15 protein-coding genes are annotated in these 20,129 nt (G+C 66.4%); 7 read left to right on the top strand and 8 right to left on the bottom strand.

What is annotated here, in order from left to right:
* The first annotated feature begins 420 nt into the window (after nucleotides 1-420).
* The 4 genes from ASE69_RS18045 to ASE69_RS18060 all read left to right on the top strand — a co-directional run bounded on the left by ASE69_RS18045 (nucleotide 421) and on the right by ASE69_RS18060 (nucleotide 4,316).
* Nucleotides 421-1,776 carry a M48 family metalloprotease gene (locus tag ASE69_RS18045; protein ID WP_056489642.1) on the top strand — a complete coding sequence of 452 codons (1,356 nt, stop codon included), beginning with the start codon at nucleotides 421-423 and terminating at the stop codon, nucleotides 1,774-1,776.
* Complete coding sequence (locus ASE69_RS18050) at nucleotides 1,773-2,483, top strand: DsbA family protein (protein WP_056489644.1); 711 nt, start codon at nucleotides 1,773-1,775, stop codon at nucleotides 2,481-2,483. Before ASE69_RS18045 ends, ASE69_RS18050 begins: the two co-directional genes overlap by 4 nt.
* A gap of 145 nt (nucleotides 2,484-2,628) precedes the next feature.
* Nucleotides 2,629-3,558: an ABC transporter ATP-binding protein gene (locus ASE69_RS18055; RefSeq protein WP_056489646.1), complete on the top strand. Its 930-nt coding sequence runs from the start codon at nucleotides 2,629-2,631 to the stop codon at nucleotides 3,556-3,558.
* Nucleotides 3,555-4,316 (top strand): ABC transporter permease, encoded by a 762-nt coding sequence (locus ASE69_RS18060; protein WP_056065813.1) that lies wholly within the window; start codon nucleotides 3,555-3,557, stop codon nucleotides 4,314-4,316. The genes ASE69_RS18055 and ASE69_RS18060 overlap by 4 nt, the downstream gene beginning before the upstream one ends.
* A 139-nt stretch (nucleotides 4,317-4,455) precedes the next feature.
* On the opposite strand, the gene ASE69_RS18065 is transcribed toward ASE69_RS18060, so the two are convergent.
* The 5 genes from ASE69_RS18065 to ASE69_RS18085 all read right to left on the bottom strand — a co-directional run bounded on the left by ASE69_RS18065 (nucleotide 4,456) and on the right by ASE69_RS18085 (nucleotide 9,871).
* Entirely contained in the window at nucleotides 4,456-6,306 is a 1,851-nt protein-coding gene (locus tag ASE69_RS18065; RefSeq protein ID WP_056489648.1) for a CocE/NonD family hydrolase, read from the bottom strand.
* A 52-nt stretch (nucleotides 6,307-6,358) separates the two neighbouring features.
* Nucleotides 6,359-7,090 carry a CPBP family intramembrane glutamic endopeptidase gene (locus tag ASE69_RS18070; protein WP_056489650.1) on the bottom strand — a complete coding sequence of 244 codons (732 nt, stop codon included), beginning with the start codon at nucleotides 7,088-7,090 and terminating at the stop codon, nucleotides 6,359-6,361.
* Between the two features lie 255 nt (nucleotides 7,091-7,345).
* Nucleotides 7,346-8,317, bottom strand: a complete 972-nt coding sequence (glpX, locus tag ASE69_RS18075; protein ID WP_056065803.1) for a class II fructose-bisphosphatase — start codon at nucleotides 8,315-8,317, stop codon at nucleotides 7,346-7,348.
* Between the two features lie 61 nt (nucleotides 8,318-8,378).
* Nucleotides 8,379-9,197, bottom strand: a complete 819-nt coding sequence (gene dapD, locus ASE69_RS18080) for a 2,3,4,5-tetrahydropyridine-2,6-dicarboxylate N-succinyltransferase (RefSeq protein WP_056489653.1) — start codon at nucleotides 9,195-9,197, stop codon at nucleotides 8,379-8,381.
* Nucleotides 9,194-9,871 (bottom strand): pyrimidine 5'-nucleotidase, encoded by a 678-nt coding sequence (locus tag ASE69_RS18085; protein ID WP_056489655.1) that lies wholly within the window; start codon nucleotides 9,869-9,871, stop codon nucleotides 9,194-9,196. The genes dapD and ASE69_RS18085 overlap by 4 nt, the downstream gene beginning before the upstream one ends.
* Nucleotides 9,872-10,007: 136 nt before the next feature.
* On the opposite strand from ASE69_RS18085, the gene ASE69_RS18090 reads away from it, so the two are divergent.
* Nucleotides 10,008-12,335: a S8 family peptidase gene (locus ASE69_RS18090; RefSeq protein ID WP_082453226.1), complete on the top strand. Its 2,328-nt coding sequence runs from the start codon at nucleotides 10,008-10,010 to the stop codon at nucleotides 12,333-12,335.
* Between the two features lie 184 nt (nucleotides 12,336-12,519).
* Nucleotides 12,520-13,518 carry an LLM class flavin-dependent oxidoreductase gene (locus ASE69_RS18095; protein WP_056489658.1) on the top strand — a complete coding sequence of 333 codons (999 nt, stop codon included), beginning with the start codon at nucleotides 12,520-12,522 and terminating at the stop codon, nucleotides 13,516-13,518.
* Between the two features lie 44 nt (nucleotides 13,519-13,562).
* Here the strand turns inward: ASE69_RS18095 and ASE69_RS18100 are convergent, their stop codons facing one another.
* From ASE69_RS18100 to ASE69_RS18110, 3 genes are all read right to left on the bottom strand, one after another.
* Nucleotides 13,563-15,188, bottom strand: coding sequence for a glycoside hydrolase family 43 protein (locus ASE69_RS18100; protein WP_056489661.1), 1,626 nt, complete (start codon nucleotides 15,186-15,188; stop codon nucleotides 13,563-13,565).
* The gene (locus ASE69_RS18105) at nucleotides 15,185-16,426 is read right to left on the bottom strand and encodes an MFS transporter (RefSeq protein WP_056489663.1); all 1,242 of its coding nucleotides are present in this window, start codon (nucleotides 16,424-16,426) and stop codon (nucleotides 15,185-15,187) included. Before ASE69_RS18105 ends, ASE69_RS18100 begins: the two co-directional genes overlap by 4 nt.
* 135 nt (nucleotides 16,427-16,561) lie before the next feature.
* A complete protein-coding gene (locus tag ASE69_RS18110; protein ID WP_082453227.1) occupies nucleotides 16,562-18,643 on the bottom strand; it encodes an alpha-L-arabinofuranosidase C-terminal domain-containing protein in 2,082 nt (693 codons plus the stop codon).
* Between the two features lie 199 nt (nucleotides 18,644-18,842).
* Between ASE69_RS18110 and ASE69_RS18115 the strand changes: the two genes are divergently transcribed.
* A complete protein-coding gene (locus tag ASE69_RS18115; RefSeq protein ID WP_082453228.1) occupies nucleotides 18,843-19,946 on the top strand; it encodes a LacI family DNA-binding transcriptional regulator in 1,104 nt (367 codons plus the stop codon).
* Nucleotides 19,947-20,129: the final 183 nt, after the last annotated feature.

Genomic DNA, 20,129 nt, shown 5'->3' on the forward strand with positions numbered 1-20,129 from the left:
TGAACACGACACGGGAGCGATACGAGGTTTGGGTTTTAATCCCTGTGGCGGGGCACGCCTGACCTCGCCCCCACCCACCACCACCCCGGCGAAGGCCGGGGCCCAATTGGAAAGGTGGCAATAACGAAGCGCCACCCTCAGTTAGCCCGGTCCCCCAATTGGACCCCGGCCTCCGCCGGGGAGGTGCCACATCATGGAGGCCCGACTCCCGCAAGGCAGGCAAACACCAGCAAGCAGCGCGCGCCCCCCCCAAACCCCTAACCTACACACCCAAACCCTGCTCCCCTCCCCCAATGCCACCCGCACCGCCAACGAACCGCAAAACCGCTCCCAGCGTCTGCACTCCCTATACTTCACTCCATCGCACGCCCGACCGCACGACCATTGCCCCCCCGCCCCCAATCGACGATACCCCGTAATATGAAGCGCCTAGTAGCCGCCGCAGCCACCGCCTTGCTCCTCTGGACGACGCCCCTCCAGGCCCAGTCGATCCTCCGCGACGCCGAGACCGAAACGATGTTCGCGGAGATGTCGAACCCGCTGATCAAGGCGGCCGGGCTCTCGACGCGCGACGTGAAGGTCGTCCTCATCAACGACGAGTCGATCAACGCGTTCGTCGCCGGCGGGCAGACCGTCTACGTCCACTCAGGGCTCATCCAGGCCGCCGACAACGCCAACGAAGTCCAGGGCGTCATCGCGCACGAGCTCGGTCACATCGCCGACGGCCACGTCGTCCTCGCCGATCGCGGCACCAAGCCGGCAATGGGCATGTACCTGCTCTCGATGGTCCTCGGCCTCGCCGCGATGGCGGCCGGCAGCGGCGAAGCCGGCGCCGGCATCATGGCAGCGGGCCAGCAGGCGGCGATGGGCAGCTACCTCTCGTTCAGCCGCGTCCAGGAATCGACCGCCGACGCGACCGGCGCGAAATTCCTCCGCGAGGCCAACGTCTCCGGCCGCGGCATGCTCAGCTTCTTCAAGAAATTGCAGCAGCAGGAATACCGCTTCGGCACCGCCAACATCGATCCGTTCATGCAGTCGCATCCGCTCTCGGGCGAACGCGTCGCGACACTCACCGCCGACCTGCAAGCCTCGCCCGCCTGGGCCAACAAACCCGACGCTGCGCTGGAGGAACGCTTCCGCCGCGTAAAGGCCAAGCTCGCCGGCTACGTCATGCCCGCCGACCAGACGCTGCAGGCCTACCCGCCCAGCAACCAGTCGATCTACGCGCACTATGCCCGCGCCTACGCGTATCACAAAGCCGGCTACCCCGAGAAAGCCGACGCCGAAGCCAACGCGCTGGTGAAAGCCGAGCCCACCGACCCATATTTCCTCGAGATCAAGGGGCAGATCCTGCTTGAAGCGGGCAAGCCCACCGAATCGCTGGTCCCCCTGCGCGAAGCCACCGAAGGCTCGCGCAACAATCCGCTGATCGCCACCACCTTCGGCCACGCGCTGATCGCGACCGAGAACAAGGCGAATTACCCCGAAGCGACCAGGGTCCTGCGCACCGCAGTCGGCCGCGACGACCAGAACCCGTTCGCCTGGATGCAGCTCGGCACCGTCTACGAACTGACCGGCGATACCGCGCGCGCCGCGCTCGCCACCGCCGAACGCGCGAGCATGGGCGGCGACATGCGGACCGCGTCGGCAAGCGCGCAATATGCGCTGGCGAACATCCCGGCCAACACCACCGACTGGATCCGCGCACAGGATATCGCGATGGCCGCGCAGAACGAGATGGACGACAATCCCGAGCAGTATAAGCGCCGCAAATGAGCAAACTTACATTCCCGGCGATCGCTATTGCCGGCGCCCTCATCGGAGGCCTCGCGGTCTGGGGCTTCGACCGCCAGGGCGGCGGCGTCGAGCGCGCGCAGGTCGAATCGATCGTCCACGACTACGTCCTCGCGCACCCCGAAATCCTGCCCGAGGCAATGGAGAAACTGCGCGACCGCGAGTCCGGCAAGACCGTCACCGCCAACCGCGACGCGATCGTCACCCCGTTCGGCAGCGCCTGGGCCGGCAACCCCAAGGGCGACGTCACGCTCGTCGAGTATTTCGACTATAATTGCGGATACTGCCGCGCGAGCCTGCCGATGATCGCCAAGCTGATCGCCGCCGACCCGAAAGTCCGCGTGGTCTTCCGCGAACTCCCGATCCTCAGCGCCGAGAGCCGCATCGCCGCCCGCGCGAGCCTCGCCGCCGCACAACAGGGCAAGTTCGCCACCTTCCACGACGCACTCTACGCCGCCGGCCCCGTCAGCGACGCCTCGATCGCCGCGGCCGCGGGCAAAGCCGGGGTCGACACGACGCAGGCGAGCTTCACCAAGACCGCCGACGCCGAAATCGCCAAGAACATGGAAACAGCCGCCAAACTCGGCATGACCGGTACGCCGAGCTGGGTGGTCGGTGACCGAGTCCTGTCCGGCGCGTTGCCGCTCGAAGACCTCCAGAAAGCCGTAGCAGCCGCCCGCGCCGGTTGACCGTTCTCCTGCGAACGCAGGAGCCCAGGGTTACAAAGCGCAACGCCCGGTATCCTGGGCTCCTGCGTTCGCAGGAGAACAAGGCGGCAGCCCTTACTTTCGCGTCCCCCCACCCCCATCTGACACCCACGAAAAAGGGGTGCCAATGACCGAACCGATCCTGTCCATCGCGGGCGTCACCAAGACCTACAAGAGCGGCACCACAGCCCTCCACCCCGTCGACTTGGACATCCAAAAGGGCGAGATCTTCGCCCTCCTCGGCCCCAACGGCGCGGGCAAGACGACGCTCATCAGCATCATCTGCGGGATCGTCACGCCGTCCGCCGGCACGATCAAGGTCGCCGGCTACGACGCGATCCGCGACTATAAGCAGGCCCGCAGCCGCATCGGCCTCGTCCCGCAGGAACTCAACGTCGACATGTTCGAGACGGTGCTCGCCACTGTCACCTTCAGCCGCCGCCTGTTCGGCCGCTCGGGGCACAGCGCATACATCGAACAGGTGCTCCGAGACCTCTCGCTCTGGGACAAGCGCGACGCGAAGATCCGCGAACTCTCCGGCGGGATGAAGCGCCGCGTGCTGATCGCGAAAGCCCTCGCGCACGAACCCGAAATCCTGTTCCTCGACGAACCCACCGCAGGCGTCGACGTGGCGCTCCGCCGCGACATGTGGAAGCTCGTCCACCGCCTGCGCGAAGGCGGCACGACGATCATCCTGACGACGCATTATATCGAGGAGGCCGAGGAAATGGCGGACCGCGTCGGTGTCATCGACAAGGGCAAGCTGCTCCTCGTCGACGACAAGGCCTCGCTGATGAAGAAGCTCGGCAAGCGCGAACTCGACATCGCGCTCCAAGACCCGATGACGGCGCTTCCCGCCGACCTCGCAGAGTGGGACCTGTCGCTGGAAGACGACGGCAAGCGCCTGCGCTACGTGTTCGACGCGCAGGCCGATCACACCGGAATCCCGTCGCTACTGCGCAAACTCAGCGAACTCGGCATCGGCTTCAAGGACCTCGAAACCAGCAAATCGAGCCTCGAAGACATCTTCGTCGATCTTGTCGGAGAACGCGCATGAATACCCATGGCATCTGGGCGATCTACCGCTTCGAAATGGCGCGCGCGCTGCGCACGCTGTGGCAGAGCCTTGTCACCCCCGTCCTCACGACGTCGCTGTATTTCATCGTCTTCGGCGGTGCGATCGGCAGCCGGATGCAGCAGGTCGGCGGCGTCGGCTATGGCAGCTTCATCGTCCCCGGCCTGATCATGCTGTCGCTGCTCACGCAGAGCATCTCGAACGCGTCGATCGGCATCTACTTCCCCAAATTCACCGGCACGATCTACGAGCTGTTGTCGGCGCCCGTCTCGGCGATGGAGATGGTGATCGGCTATGTCGGCGCGGCGACCACCAAGTCGGTGATCCTCGGGCTGATCATTCTCGCGACCGCCTCGTTCTTCGTGCCGCTGCGGATCGAGCACCCGTTCGCGATGATCGCGTTCCTGATCCTCACCGCGGTCGCGTTCAGCCTGTTCGGGTTCATCATCGGCGTCTGGGCGAACGGCTTCGAGCAGCTGAACTTCGTCCCCGCGCTGCTGATCACGCCGCTGACCTTCCTCGGCGGCGCGTTCTACTCGATCGACATGCTGCCCCAGCCGTGGCGCACGTTCAGCCTGTTCAACCCGGTCGTCTATCTGGTCAGCGGCTTTCGCTGGAGCTTCTTCGGGGTCGGCGACGTCGCGGTCGGGGTCAGCCTCGCGGTGACGGCGGGCTTTCTTGCCGTGTGCCTGATCGCGATCGCCTGGATCTTCAAGACCGGCTGGCGAATGAAGAACTGAGTTGAACGTCAGAGACCACCACCCCGGCGGAGGCCGGGGCCCCGTTGGGGGACAGTAATAACGAAGGACCGCGCTCCGTTACCTCGACCTTTCCAACTGGGCCCCGGCCTCCGCCGGGGTGGGCAACGTTCCGCAAACCCTAGCGCATAACCGGCAACGTGATCCGTGATCCCGCACAGACCTTCTGCGTCGCTTTCACGTAATCGCTCGGTTTAGCCCGCCCGATGTTCGGCACGAACGACTGCGGGTTGCGGTCGATCATCGGGAACCAGCTCGACTGGATCTGCACCATGATCCGGTGCCCCGCCTTGAACACATGGTCGTGGTCACGCAGCGACACGTCCCACGCGACCACCTTGCCCGGCACGAGAGGCTGCGGCGCCGTATCGCTCGCCAGGAACCGCCCGCGCCGCACCTCCATCGCAATCGGCAACTGATAGCCGTTCAACGTCTTCGCGTAATCGCCAGGCCGGGCCTGAGACTTGTCGAACGACTCGGTATCGTCGGGCAACACATCGATCAGCTTCACCACAAAATCGCTGTCCGTCCCGCTGGTCGATGCCTGCAACGTCGCCGACAGCGCCCCCGTCACCGTCAGGTCGCCAGTCAGAGGCTCCGACACATACCCCAGCACATCGGGCCGGTGATCGACGAAGCGCTGGTCGTCCGCCTCCCACCACGCCCAGTCCGGGCTGGCATACGTCGCCGACATCGGTCGCCGACGGAACGGCACCGGGTTCGCCGGATCGGACACGTAATCGCGACACCCCTCGCCCGGGACCGGAGCGGTGAACGACAGGCTGCCGTCCGCGTGCAGGTAAAGCTCGGTCGCCTTCACGCCCGTCGGAGGCCAGGCTGCATAGGTCTTCCAAACGTTCGACCCCGACTGGAACATCTTCGCCGCAAAGTCCGGCCGCGGACCCTTGCCGTGCAGCCAATAGGCGAAGAACGGCGCCTGGATCTGCTCCTGGAACTGCGTGCCGCTCGCCGTCCCAAGCGGGATCGGCCCAAGATGATCCGCCACGCCCTGCCACCCGCCGTGCCGCCACGGCCCGGCCACCATCTGCGCCAGGTGGTTCGGGTCGTTGCGCTTCTGACGCGCGTAGATCTGCCACGAGCCCCAAGGATCCTCCTGATCCCAGAACCCCGCGACATTCAGCGTCGGCACGGTCGTCTTGCCGAGCGCATCGGTCCAGCGTTGCGCAGTATAGAACGCATCATGATTGGGGTGATCGAGCAGCGACGTGAACATCGGCACGCGCCCCTTGAACACGGTCCGGTCGATCGCCTCCGCCGAGCCAGCCTTGAGGAAATAGTCGTAGGTATCGCTCGGATACGCGAAGTCGGAATTCTTCGTCTTGTCGAGTTGCAGCGACGACACCCAGTCGGTCGCATAGCTCAACCGCAGCGCGCCGTTGCGGTGCAGGTCGTCCGACTGCCAGTAATCGATCCACGCCGCCTGCGGAGACACCGCCTTCAACGCCGGATGCGGGTTCGCCAGCGCGACGGCGGCGGCGAAACCGGGGTAGGACACACCCCACATGCCGACCTTGCCGGTGTTCGCGGGAACGTTCTTCACCAGCCAGCCGACCGTGTCGTAGGCGTCCGTAGCCTCGTCGACCGCTTTCGGATCGCCAAGGTGGACCGCAGTCGACAGCGTGAACACCCCGTCCGACTTGAACCGCCCGCGCATCGACTGGAACACGAAGACATAGCCGTCCTTCATCAACGGTCCGAAGCGATCGGCGGTGGCGAATGGCGCATCGGGCACGCCGTAGGGCGTTCGCTGGAGGAGGATCGGCAGCGGACCGGTCATGCCGCGCGGCCGCATGATGACCGTCTGCAACTTCGCCCCGTCGCGCATCGGCACCATCACCTCTTCGAACGTGAAGGGCGACTGGGTCACGGTTTGCGGCGCTATCTGCGCGAGCGTGGCGGCCGGGACAGCCGCGACGACTGCAAGCGCAAACAGGAAAGCGTTACGCGACATGGAATTCCCTTCGTGGACCGTGCCACGATTGGACGAACCCACGCCTGCGAAGTCAAGCCGCGCGCCATGCTCCGGTCAACATCGGGCGCAATACCAGCGAGTTGAGATCGATCAGCGCGTGCAGGACCATCGCCAGCCACAGCTCCCCGGTCATCAGATACACCGCCGCCATCAGCGCACCGACCAGCGTGGTCGCGATCACGCCCGCCCGCCCCTGATACACATGCATCGCGCCGAAAGCCGCGACCGCGACACCGAACGCGACGAACGCGCTGCCGGAGACGAGCGCGACCAGCAGCGGCAGGAACAGTCGAAAGGCGAGTTCCTCGGACACGCCCGCCGCGATCGACATGGCGACGGCATGCGCGATCTCCGGCCGGTTGCGCGGAAGCAGCGAGCCGACATTGCCGATCGTCTTGAGGACGCGCCAGTTACGCCGCGTCGCAAGCACCGCGCCGATGATCAGGCCACCTAGCGCACTGCCGCCGATCATGCCGAGCAGTTCCACGCGGCTGTAGCCTTCGAAACTGGGAAGGAGCGTGCGGAGGGCGTCGAACTCGGGCGGCACGGTGACGAGCGCGTCGAGGCGCCCGAGCAAGGCTAGTCCGATCACTGCCGGCAGGACGAAGGCGATCGCAGCCTTGGCGATCCACAGGCGATAGGTCTTCTGGCGCGAGGCGGTGTCGGAGAGGCGCTTGATCCGGCGGTAGCCGAGGAGGTCGCCCATGAGGAACCAGACCAGGCTCATGATCGTGACGAGGAGGAGGGCGTTGAGAAGGATCATTTCGACACTTCGCCCCTCCTACGTTCCACCGCTCCGCCTGCTTGTTCTCCCGCGAAGGCGGGAGCCCAGTCTGGGTCCCCGCCTTCGCGGGGACACATGCGGTTTGGTTCACCACCTTCACCCAGCGCTCCACCCCGGCGAAGGCCGGGGCCCAGTTGGAACGTCCGGAGTAACTAAGCGCAACGCTCCATTAGCGGCGTTTCCCAATTGGGCCCCGGCCTTCGCCGGGGTGGTGCACTCGCTCAGTCAGCAAAATCAGTCAGTACGATGCTCGCCCTTCACCCAACGCACGGTCCCCGAAGACGCGCGCATCACCACGCTCTCCGTCGTCATCTTGCCCTTCTTCCGCTTCACGCCAGCCAACAGCGACCCATCCGTCACGCCGGTCGCCGCAAAGATACAGTCGCCCTTCGCCAGTTCCGAAAGGTCATACTGCTTGTCGAGGTCCGTAATCCCCCACTTCGCCGCACGCCCACGCTCGTCGTCGTTCCGGAACAGCAACCGCCCCTTGAACTGCCCACCGACGCAGCGCAGCGCAGCGCACGCCAGCACGCCCTCGGGTGCGCCACCGGACCCCATATACACGTCGACGGTCGTCTCGGGATCCGACGTCGCGATCACGCCGGCAACGTCGCCGTCACCGATCAGCATGATCCCGCAACCGACCTGGCGCAGTTCGGCGATCAGCGCCTCGTGACGCGGCCGATCGAGCACGCACACGATCAGGTCGCGCGCCGGCACGCCCTTGGCAGCGGCGACCGCGTTGATGTTCTCGGTCGGCGTCTTGTCGAGATCGATGATCCCCTCGGGATAACCCGGCCCCACCGCGATCTTGTCCATGTAGACGTCGGGCGCGTTGAGCAGCCCGCCCTCCTCGGCGATCGCCAGCACGGCGAGGCTGTTCGGGCCCGCGGTCGCGCAGATCGTCGTGCCTTCGAGCGGATCGAGCGCGATGTCGATCTTCGGGCCCTTGCCGATCGCCGAGCCGACCTTCTCGCCGATGAACAGCATCGGCGCCTCGTCGCGCTCGCCCTCGCCGATCACGACGGTGCCGTCCATGTACAGCGAGTTGAGCGCCTCGCGCATCGCCTCGACCGCCGCTGCATCCGCTGCCTTCTCGTCGCCGCGCCCGACGAGCGTGGATGCGGCGATCGCCGCCGCCTCGGTCACGCGGACCATTTCGAGGACGAGTACGCGGTCGAGAACCTGGCTGGCAGCAGCGGTCAAAGTCTATCTCCTCGGTATGTTTCGACCCGGATAGGCAGCGCCCGCCGGGTTGTCGACCCGATCAGTCCCTCAGCAGGTCGTTGATCGAGGTTTTGGAACGCGTTTGCGCATCGACACGCTTGACGATCACCGCGCAATACAGGGCCGGCTTGCCGTCCCCGCCACCGATCGAGCCCGGCACGACGACGGAATAGGGCGGCACTTCGCCCTTGAACACTTCGCCAGTCGCGCGGTCGATGATCTTGGTCGAGGCGCCCAGATACACGCCCATCGACAGCACCGCGCCCTCGCCGACGCGGACGCCCTCCGCCACTTCCGCGCGCGCGCCGATGAACGCGCCGTCGCCGATGATGACGGGGTCCGCCTGCAAAGGCTCGAGCACGCCCCCGATGCCGGCACCGCCCGACAAATGCACGTTCTTGCCGATCTGCGCGCACGACCCGACCGTCGCCCAGGCGTCGACCATCGTGCCCTCGCCGACATACGCGCCGATGTTGACGAAGCTCGGCATTAGGATCGCGCCCTTGGCGATGAAGCTGCCGCGGCGAGCGACCGCGCCAGGAACGACGCGGATACCCGCCGAACGGAACTCGGCTTCACCCCAGCTCGAGAACTTCGACGGCACCTTGTCGAACCCCGGGGACCCCGCCGAACCGCCGTCGATCACGACGTTGTCGTTGAGCCGGAACGAGAGCAGCACGGCCTTCTTCAACCACTGGTTGACCTGCCAGCCATCAGCGGTCGGTTCGGCAACGCGCGCGGTCCCTGCGTCCAGCATCGCCAGCGCGGACTCGACGGCGTCGCGAGCCTCGCCCTTGGTATCCAGGCCAAGGTTCGCGCGGTCGTCCCAGGCGGCGTCGATGATGGTCTGCAAGGTCATGATGTCTCCAGGATGGTTTCGAGCCATGGCGCAAGCACCGGCACGGTAAAATCGATGTGATCGCGTGCCGCGTCGGGCGACTGCTCGGAGCCGTTGTCGATCCAGACGGTGGTCATCCCGATCGCCTTGGCCGGCGTCAGGTTGCGCGCCATGTCGTCGGCGAACAGCGACTCCCGCGGATCGATGTCGAACGCAGCGCAGAACCCGGCATAGGCGGAGGCATGCGGCTTCGGCATCAGGTCCATCGCATGGATGTCATGGATCGCCTCGAAGCTCTCGCCGAGCCCGAGCCGGTCGAGGATCTTCAGCGCATACGGTTTGTCACCATTGGTAAAGACGAGTTTGCGCCCCGGCAGCTTGGCGATCGCGGCGACCAGCGGCGCGTCGTGCTCCAACACGTCCATCTCGATGTCGTGGACATGCGCCAGGAACGCGTGCGGATCGACCTGATGCTCGGCCATCAGCCCCGACAGCGTCGTGCCGTGATTGTGGAAATACCCCTTTTGCACGCGCCGCGCCTCGTCATGCTCCAACCCGAGGAGGTCCTGGATGAACCCGGTCATCCGCGCATCGACCTGCGCGAACAGGTCCGCGCTCGCCGGGTACAGCGTGTTGTCGAGATCGAAGATCCAGTTGCGGACATGGTCGAGGCGGGGGTCAAGGCGGGCAAGCATCGGCCGGAACCTCTACGGACCGCGACACGCGGCGACAAGCGGGGTGCGACACTGCCGACCTTGATGGCCGATGTTTACGATCGCGTAAGGCTTTGCATTCCAGTATGTTACGGAAAATCGCAAAAGGGTGGGATGAATGCGCGGCACGAAGGCGGGGCTGCTGAGAACGGCAGCAGTGGCAAGTGGCCTGCTGCTCGCCGCCTGTGGAGGCGGCGGCGGTGGTGGCATCAACAGCACGCCGGCCCCTCCCACGGTTTCCACCCCGACGCCGACACCGCTTCCGACCCCAGCGCCCTCCCCTGCTCCGACTCCCGCGCCGACACCGACCCCGACACCGTCCAGCAACGACACCAGCGAATATCGCGCGACCGTCGGCGCGGTCTCGATGAACGCGCTGGCCGCCTACAATGTCGGCGCGACCGGCAGGGGGATCGGCGTTGGCGTGATCGACAGCGGCATCGACCTGCAAAGCCAGGAGTTCGGCACCCGCGTTTCGTCCGCCTCGCAGGACGTCGCCGGCAATAGCTCGATCGACGACGAAGGCGGCCACGGCACCGCGGTCGCCTTCACGCTGGCGGGCCGGAGGAACGGCGCGGGATCGCACGGCGTGGCATTCGACGCGACGCTGATCGTCCTGCGCGCCGACCGTCCCGGTACTTGCGCCACCGCGAGCAAGGACGATGAGGATTCGGGCTGCAAGTTCGGCACCGACGCGATCACGCGCGGTCTCGACGCGGCCCGCACGGCGGGCGCGAAGGTCGTCAACATCTCGCTCGGCGGCTCCGAGATGCCGCAAAGCCTGAAGGACGCGATCGGCCGCGCGACTGCTGCCGGCCTGGTCGTCGTGATCGCGGCGGGCAATGACGGTTCGGCCAACCCCGATCCGTTCACCAACGTCGCAGGCGAAGCGCAGGGCCGCAACCAGGTGATCATCGCCGGCTCGGTCGGCGCGAGCGACGCAATATCCACCTTCAGCGACCGCGCGGGGACCGGCGCTGCGCACTTCCTCACCGCGGTCGGCGAAAGCGTCCGTGCGCCCGACGCGACCGACACCGCCTATCTCTGGTCAGGCACGTCGTTCGCCGCCCCGCAGATTTCCGGCGCGGTCGCGATGCTGGCGCAGGCTTTCCCCAACCTGACCGGCGCGCAGATCGTCGACATCCTGTTTCGCAGCGCGCGCGACGCCGGCGCGCCCGGAGTCGACGCGGTGTACGGCAACGGCGTGCTCGACCTGACGCGCGCATTCCAGCCGCTCGGCACGACCTCGATCGCAGGATCGAAAGCGGTCGTCTCTACGATCAGCAACGCCAGCCTGTCCGCGCCTATGGGCGACGCAACCCAAGGCGAACTCGGCGCGGTAATCCTCGACGGCTACAGCCGCGCGTTCGCGATCGACCTCGCCAAGACGATCGCGCGCCGCAGCCCGGAACGCTCGCTAGGCGGCGCGCTCCAGTCGCGATTCCGCACGGTCGCATTGGCGCAGGGCGGCATGACCGTATCGATGACGCTAGCCCCGCGCGCGAACGGCGACGTCGCGCTTGATCGCACCGCGCTGTCGAGCGCCGACGCGACCAGCGCGCGCGCGATCGCCGGGATGGTGACGCAGAAACTCGGCAGCACGCTGTCGTTCGGCTTCGGCTTCGCACAAGGATCGGGCGCGCTCAGTGCGCAGTTGTCGGGCCAGTCCGAACCCGCCTTCCTGATCGCCAACACCGGCGGCATGGGCTTCGACAGCAGCATCCGTGCCTCCAGCGCGATGCGGCAGAGCTTCGGTGGGTTCGGCTTCACCGCGGGCATCGAGAATGGCGACGTCCTGACACAGCGTGACAGCGACCTCCGCCTGCGCGACCGCTGGCAGCGCTCCGGCTACAACCGGGTCTCGCTTGCAGTCGACCGACGCTTCGGCGCGCTGTCGACGATGGTCGCCGCGACGCGGATGGACGAGCGCGACACCGTGCTCGGCGCACGCTTCGACGCCGCGCTCGGCGCGACCCGCGCGGCGACATGGTTCGTGGATACCAAAGCGCGCTTCGATGCCGGCGCAGGCTGGAGCATCGGCGGATCGATGCGCCAAGGCTGGACCCGCGCCGCCGTCCGCGGCGGTCTCAGCGGCGACGGCCTCGTCCGCACCAACGCCTTCGCGGCCGACATCGGCAAGGACGGCATCTTCGGGCACGACAGCATCGGCCTCCGCATCGCGCAACCGTTGCGCGTAGCCCGCGGCGGCATCGACCTCAGCCTGCCAACCTATTTCGATTACACGTCCGGTACCGTCACCGACTGGACCACCCAACGCCTCAACCTCGCCCCCCAAGGCCGCGAACTCGATGTCGAGATGCGCTACGCCGTGCCGGTGTTCGGCGGCGGGCTCGACACCAACCTGTTCTTCCGCCGCGACCCCGGCAACTTCGCGGCGCTGCCCAACGATTACGGCATGGCGATGCGGTACAGGGTAGGCTTCTGACTTCTTCCCCCCCTCCCTGAAAGGGAGGGGCCGGGGGTGGGTCGGCCCGATTGAGCCACAACCCTGCGAACATGCGGAACCCGACCCACCCCAACCCCTCCCTTCCAGGGAGGGGAGCCGAAGCCAAACAAACCATTCAACCCAAACACTAGATAAGCTACCGCTCGGTACCTATCTCTGCCGCATGACACGCTATTCCCTGCTCGATCTGGTCCCCGTCATTGAAGGCGGCACCGTCTCCCAATCGCTCGCCAACGCGGCCGACCTCGTGCGGCACGCCGAGAGCGTCGGGTTCCAGCGCTACTGGGTCGCCGAACATCACGGCATGACGGGCATCGCGTCGGCCGCAACCGCCGTCGTGATCGCGCACATCGCCGCCGCCACGAAGACCATCCGTGTCGGCTCGGGCGGCATCATGCTCCCCAACCACGCGCCGCTGACGATCGCCGAGCAGTTCGGCACGCTCGACGCGCTGTTCCCCGGCCGCATCGATCTCGGCCTCGGCCGCGCGCCCGGCTCCGACCAGCGCGTCGCGCGCGCAATGCGCCGCACGCTCGAGACAGACGCCAACGCCTTCCCGCAAGACGTCATGGAGCTCCAGAGCTACTTCGCCAATGACGGCCAGACCGGCATCGTCGCGACCCCGGGCGCCGGTGCGGACGTCGAGATGTGGATCCTCGGTTCCAGCACGTTCGGCGCGCAATTGGCAGCAGCACTAGGCCTCCCCTACGCGTTCGCCTCGCACTTCGCGCCCGACGCGCTCGATGCCGCACTCGCGATCTACCGCCGCGATTTCCGTCCGTCGGCGCGCCTGTCGAAGCCACACGTCATGGCCGGCTTCAACGTCTTCGCAGCCGAGACCGACGCGGAAGCCGAACTGCTCGCCACCTCGCAGCAGCAGTCGTTCGTAGCGTTGCGCACCGGCAACCCAGGCCAGATGAAGCCGCCCCTCGCCGGCTATCGCGAGTCGCTCGGCGCGCAGGGCAACCAGATCCTCGACCACGTCCTGCAATGCTCGGCAGTCGGCAGCCCGGCCAAGGTCGCGCGCGGCATCGCGGCGTTCGTCGAGCGGACCGGCGTCGACGAGGTCATGGTGACCAGCGCGATCTACGACCACGAGGCCCGCAAGCGGAGTCTCTCGATCACCGCCGACGTGATGCAGGACTTGAAGATCGCGGCGTAACACTGGGCCAGTGGTCACGGACTGAACGCGGATCGACGCTGCGTTCAGTCCGCCCAGTCGTCGCCGGCTTCGACATACTCGAAATAGCTGAAATCGGCCGGTTCGCCTGCGCCCGACATATCCTGGCACGCCATCCCGACAAAGGCGCCGGTGAAGTTCGGCAGGCCCGGCAGGGTCGCCTCATCGGACAGGATGCTCGCATCAAACCGTTCAGGTAGCCAAATCCACGCGCACGATCCCGGACACCGGTATCCGAAGCGAAGGCTTTCGTGATCGACCTCGACCCGCAGTCCGATCGGTCCCGCATCGATCGCGATCGGCTGGGTGATCACGCTGCTGCCAAGCGGGGTCGGTATCGCCGACAGCACCTGCAGCACGCGCCGGCCGTCGTCGTCGGCGGTGACGTGCAGGTAATGGAACTTGGTCGAATTATAGTAGCAGACCAGCCCCGCCGCCTGCTGGAAGTGACGCGGTTCGAACGTGACGAGCGTCTCGGCGGCGTAGGCGAACGCCTGCTGCCGGCGCGCGACCAGCGACTGCGTGAAGTGGCTCCCGATCGTCTCGCGGCCGTAGAGGCGCAGATAATTGGGCCGCGCGGTCAGGCTGAACAACCGGTCGGCATCCGGGGTACGCAGCCACTGGAAAGCCTCGGGCAGCGTCGCGGTATCGAACGCGCTGTGATCGCTCCGCGGTTCGGGTGCGGCCAAGGCCATGCCATCCTCCACGACCAACGCCGGACTCGCGTCGCCGTCGAGCGTACGCAGCCAGCCGTCCTCGCCCCAGCGCATCGGCTGGATCGCTGTCTCGCGGCCCAGCACGCACCGGTCACTGACGGGCAGCGGTCGCCCGCACAGATACACCATCCAGGTTTCGCCGGTCGGTGTCTCGACCAGATCGCCGTGCCCGGTTCTCTGCAACTGCACGCCCTGCTTGCCCGCCGCGGTCAGTACCGGGCCATCCGGATGCATCTCGTACGGGCCGAACAGCGACCGTGACCGCGCCATCACGACGGCATGGTTGCGCTCGGTGCCGCCCTCGGCGACCAGCAGGTGATACCAGCCGTCGCGCTTGTAGAGGTGCGGGCCCTCGGTGAAGCCGAGCGAAGTCCCCTCGAAGATCATGCGACGGTCGCCGAGCATGTCGCCCGTCGCGAGGTCGATCTCCTGCGCCACGATCCCGGCAAAGCGACGCCCTCCCGGCCGGTGGTCCCACAGCATGTTGAGCAGCCAGCTCCGCCCGTCATCGTCATGGAACAGCGCCGGGTCGAAACCACTGCTGTTGAGGTGGACGGGATCGGACCACGGCCCATCGATATGCTCCGCCGTGACCCAGTAATTGTGGAAATCGCGCAGCGACGCGCCCCGCGCACCGTCGATCGTGGTCTGGCCGTAACGCTTCACGTCGGTGTAGATCAGGTGGAACCGGCCGTTCGCATGGCTCAGGTCCGGCGCCCATACTCCGCACGAGTCCGGGTTCCCGCGCATGTCCAACTGGCTCGCGCGGTTGAGCGGCCGCGTTATCAGCCGCCAGTTCGCGAGATCGCGCGATTGGTGGATCTGGACGCCCGGATACCATTCGAAGGTCGAGGTCGCGATGTAATAATCGTCGCCGACGCGGACGATCGACGGGTCCGGATTGAAGCCGGGAAGGATCGGGTTGCGAATGGTCATGCGGGCTTTCGTATCAGGACCCAGAGGAGTGCGGCGCCGACCAGGTCGAGCAGCCCGAGTAGGATGAAGAACGGCTGGTAGCCGACCTCCGCGACCATCGAGCCGAGCACCAGCGTGAAGATCAGCACGCCGAGATTGGCGGCGGTGCCCGACATTCCCGTTGCGGTCGCCACCTGGTCCTGCGGAAACAGGTCCGACGACAGCGTGATGACCGTCACCGACAGCGTCTGGTGCGCGAAACCGCCGAGGCACAGCAGTGCGATCGCCGCGATCGGGCTGGTCACCGTGCCGACGAACATCATCCCCGTCATCAGCACCGCACCCACCGTGAAGGCACCACGCCGCGCATCGATCAGGTCGACGCCGCGCCGTTGCAGCCACGCCACCACGATCGGCCCGAACAGGCATCCGAGGTCCGCCGCCAGGAACGGCAGCCACGCGAACATCGCGATCTGGCCGAGATCGAAATGGCGCACCTGCACGAGGTACAGCGGCATCCAGAACGACAGCATCCCCCAAACCGGATCGGCGAGGAACCGCGCCGCCGCGATCGCCCACAGGTTACGACGCCGCAGCAGTTCGCCGAGCGGCGGACGCTTGCGATGCGTGGCAAGCGATGCCTCCTGCCCTTCGACGATCAGCGTGCGTTCCGCCGGCGACAGCCGTCGATGTTTTGCGGGCGGCGCATACCAGAATAGCCAGGCGATCACCCACACCAGCCCAAGCGCGCCGGCGATGAAGAAGGCTGCGCGCCAGCTATGGTTGAGCACCGCCCAGGCCACCAACGGCGGCGCGAACACCGCGCCGAACGAGGCACCGATCTGATAGATGCCGCCCGCGACGCCGCGCTCTCGTGCCGGAAACCATTCGGCGACCAGCTTCATGCCCGCGGGTTGCGCCGATCCCTCGACCAGCCCCAGTGCACCGCGCAAGCCGGCGAATCCCATCCAACCGGTCGCCAGTCCGTGCGCCATCGTGATCAGCGACCAGACCGTGACGAACAGCGTGAAGCCGATCTTCAGCCCGACCACGTCGAGCACATAGCCGGCAAGCGGCTGGAACATGATACCGATCTGGAATGCGCCGGTGATCCAGGAATATTCGGCGGCGCTGATATGCTGCTCGGCCATGATCGCCGGCGCCGCGACGCCGAGCACGCTGCGTGCGAGATAGTTGATGACCATCGCCACCACGAACAGGCCGATGATGGTCCAGCGGATATTCCTGAAGCGCTGCACCCTCACCCCCTCGGTAACGTTATCATCGCGTGGTAGCCGTCGACGCTCGCCTTAGGCAAGCATTGCTGCTGCAAAAACGCGTCGAAATGCGGTCGAGAGCAACTGTAGCCACGCGCGGCGCGGTCGCGGTCCGGCTCAGGGCGCCGCCGCGATCGGCATTTCGTAGATCGCCGCGGAGATCGCCGGTACCATCACGGTGCGTGTCCCCGCCACCTTGCTTTCGGCGATCGTCACGCCGTTCGGGGAGGCGATCGTGTTCACCGCCTCCACCGTCTTGCCGGTCATGACCCAGCGCCTGCCGCCACCGCGCAGGCTCATGCCGGAAAGCGCAAGGTTCAGTCGCTGCGGCTGGAACGTCGCGTTCACCACTGCGAGGCGCAGTTTGGTGCCGTCCGGCGACAGCCCGGCGATCACGTCGAGCGGATAGGTCGGGCTGCCCGCGCGCACCTTAGGATGCGCATGGCCGACCGGGTATTTCGGCTCTGGTTGCGGTACATCGCCATCGACCTTCAGCGGAACCGTCCCGGCGCCGAAATGCTCGCCGTACAGCTTGAACACGGTCCCGGTGGCGTTAAGGGTCGCGGCGGATGGCGAGATGTCCATCGTCGACACGCCGGTCGTGAACGCCGACATCGTCAGGAAATCGGTGTGGCGTAGCATCTCCTGGAATACCATCGCATAGGCCAGCGAGGATTTCAGCGTCGGCGGCCCCGCCATGTACGCGTATTCGTCGATCGACAGGAACGTCTTGGCGGCGCGGATCTTGGGGAACTTCGTCTCGTAGAACGCCCACTCCTCCGCCTCCATGCGGACGTGGTTCGAGGGCGAACGGACGAACTCGATAAGCTCGTCGGCGGCCGGCGCATCGGGCCGTTTTTCCGCGCGATCATACCAATGCTCGGTGATGCCGTCGAAATTGCCCCATGCCTTGGCGAAGAAGCCACCGGTCCAGTCCTCCTCGGTACCGAACTTCGCCTGGATGCTTTCGATCGACGAGTTCTGTTGCACGCCCTTCGGATGCAACTGGTCGGGCATCGCGCCCGATGCGATGAGCGTTATCGACGGGTCCTTCGCCCGCATCGCCCTCGCAAACTCATTATGCTTGATCATGAAGTAATCGAGCGAGGTCTTGCCGATCTGCCACCAGCCGAACGGTTCGTTGCCGATGTTCCACCATTTGACGCGGTATGGCTCTGGATGACCGTTGGCCGCACGCTTGGCGCCCCATTCGGAGGTCGCCGCGCCGTTGAGATATTCGACCTCCTCGGCCGCCGAGTTCGCATCGCCCAGCCCGGCATTGACCGTAACATAGGGTTCGACGCCCAGGATACGCGTCAGGTCCATCCATTCGTCCATGCCGAGATCGTTCGGCTGCATCGCGCTCCAGGCGTGATCGAACATCGGCGGGCGCGCGTCGCGGGGCCCGATCGCCTCGTGCCAATCCCAGTCGGACAGGAAGTTTCCGCCGGGCAAGCGCCAGAAGCCCGAGTTCAGCGACTTCGCGATCGCGGTCGTATCCGCGCGCCAGCCATTGACGTTGTCCGCCGGCATCAGCGACACCACGCCGACCCGAAAAACGCCGTTGCCAGTGCCAGTGATCTCGAGCCGTGCATCGGACGCGGACGCGGTCGGCGTGAACGCAAAGCTGGCCTCGCTCCAGTCCGCGCCGGGCGTCGGCAGCGGCACGACCTGCCGGTCCTGCGGCCGATCGCCCCAGACCAACGCCACCGACACCGCCACGTCTGGGTCGCCACTCAGCCTGAGCTTGCCGACATACCGCCGGCCGCGGACGACCTCGATCCCGCCTTGGACGATGCCGGTGACATGGTCGGCGGACACCGCGATCCGCGCGCTCTGCGTGCCGGCGTACGGATGCTGCGTGTCCATCGTCACGACCGCGTCGCCGCCGATCGGGCGCCATTTGCGGTAGACGACACCGGGCCGCCCTTCGGCGTTGACGGGTGGCGGCGCGTCGCTGGCGGCGGGGCCGATCGGGTAATAGAATTTGCGGTCGTCGAGCATCTCCGCCCACAGCGTCCGCGCGACGAGTCCGCCGATCGGTTCGATGAACATGCCGTATTCATAGGGCGTAACGGCCGCAGACCGCGCCGTTGCGTCGATCCGGACGGCGATAGGCTGAGCCCGTTGCGCCTCGGCCGAGACCAAGACCGTGACTTGACCCGCGAGCAGGACGAACGCTGCGACGACCGGTTTCATCGACCTCTCCCCTTTGTGCGTGCTCGCCATTCCGGCGATGATCGCGACGCGCCGGTTCGATCCGATGTCGGCGCTTATCCGAATAGATTACGCAGACTAATGATAACGTCAACATGAACGTTCGCTGGGTCGGCATACTCTGGTCGAGATCGGACCAACTTGCATCGCGGGGCCAAAGGTCTAGGTCGCTTCGTCGTGTATGGTTCGTATTGAGGGGCTCGACGTGACGATCGTCGGGCGGGTTGAAGGGATCGGTGTGAAGGAACGCGCTCGGCGCTCGCGCAGCCCGACGATCATCGATGTCGCCGCGCAGGCCGGGGTATCCCCGATGACCGTGTCGCGCGTCATCAACGGCCGCGCCAGCGTCGATCCGACCACGCGCGCCAGCGTCCAGGACGCGATCGACGCACTGGGCTACACGCCGAACCTCGCCGCGCGCAGCCTGGTCACGTCCACCGAACTCAAGATCGGCGTGATCTACGCCAACCCGAGCGCCGCGTTCATGAGCGACTTCCTCACTGGCGTGTTCGAGGAGGCCTCGATCCGCGGCGCACGCCTCATCCTGCTGAAGGGCGAAGACGGCCGTCCGCCCAGCCCCGCCGCGCTGGAGAACCTGGTCGCAACGGGTATCTCCGGCATGATCTGCGCGCCGCCGTTGAGCGAGTCCGAAGCGGTCCTCGACGTGTTGCGCAAGGCGCGCGTGCCGGTGGCGGCGGTCGGCGCGCATGATGTCGACAACGTGATCTGCGTCCGTATCGACGATCGTCTCGCCGCGTACGAGATGACGCGCGAGCTGACCGCGATGGGTCACCGCCGGCTGGGGTTCGTCGTCGGCAACCCCGACCAGGTCGCCAGTCTGAAGCGGCTCGACGGCTTCTACGCCGCGGTGCGCGAACATCCGGGCGTTCGCGCAACGATCGCGCAAGGCGATTTCAGCTTTGCCTCGGGACTCGCCGCCGGCGACCAGTTGCTCCAGGCCGATCCGCCCCCCACCGCGATCTTCGCCAGCAACGACGACATGGCCGCCGCCGTCGTGTCGGTGGCGCATCGGCGACAACTGGACGTACCGCGCGAACTGACGGTCGTCGGGTTCGACGACACCACCGCCGCCGTGATGCTGTGGCCACCGCTGACGACGGTGCACCAGCCGGTCCGCCGACTCGCCGCGGAAGCGCTCGGCCTGCTGGTCGCGGAGATCGCCACGCCGCCGAGAACCCCCGCCAAGCGCGCCGACCGGGTGCTGGACCACGAAATCGTCAAGCGACAGTCCACGTCGCCGCCACAGGACGACGCCACGCCCTAACGCCATCCGCCGTTTCTGCGGACGTCGACGACCTCCACCCTACGCCACCGATAGTATGAGTATTGACTCCTCCGCGATGTCGACGCATTGTTGCGTGGTAACGTTATCAAACAGCAACATCGAGTTGCGGGATGACGATGCAGGAACGCCGGTAAATCGGCGCGCCGTAAAAGGGGGTAGGAT

Origin of the sequence: Sphingomonas sp. Leaf208 (assembly GCF_001421415.1) — a bacterium.
GTDB lineage: Bacteria > Pseudomonadota > Alphaproteobacteria > Sphingomonadales > Sphingomonadaceae > Sphingomonas.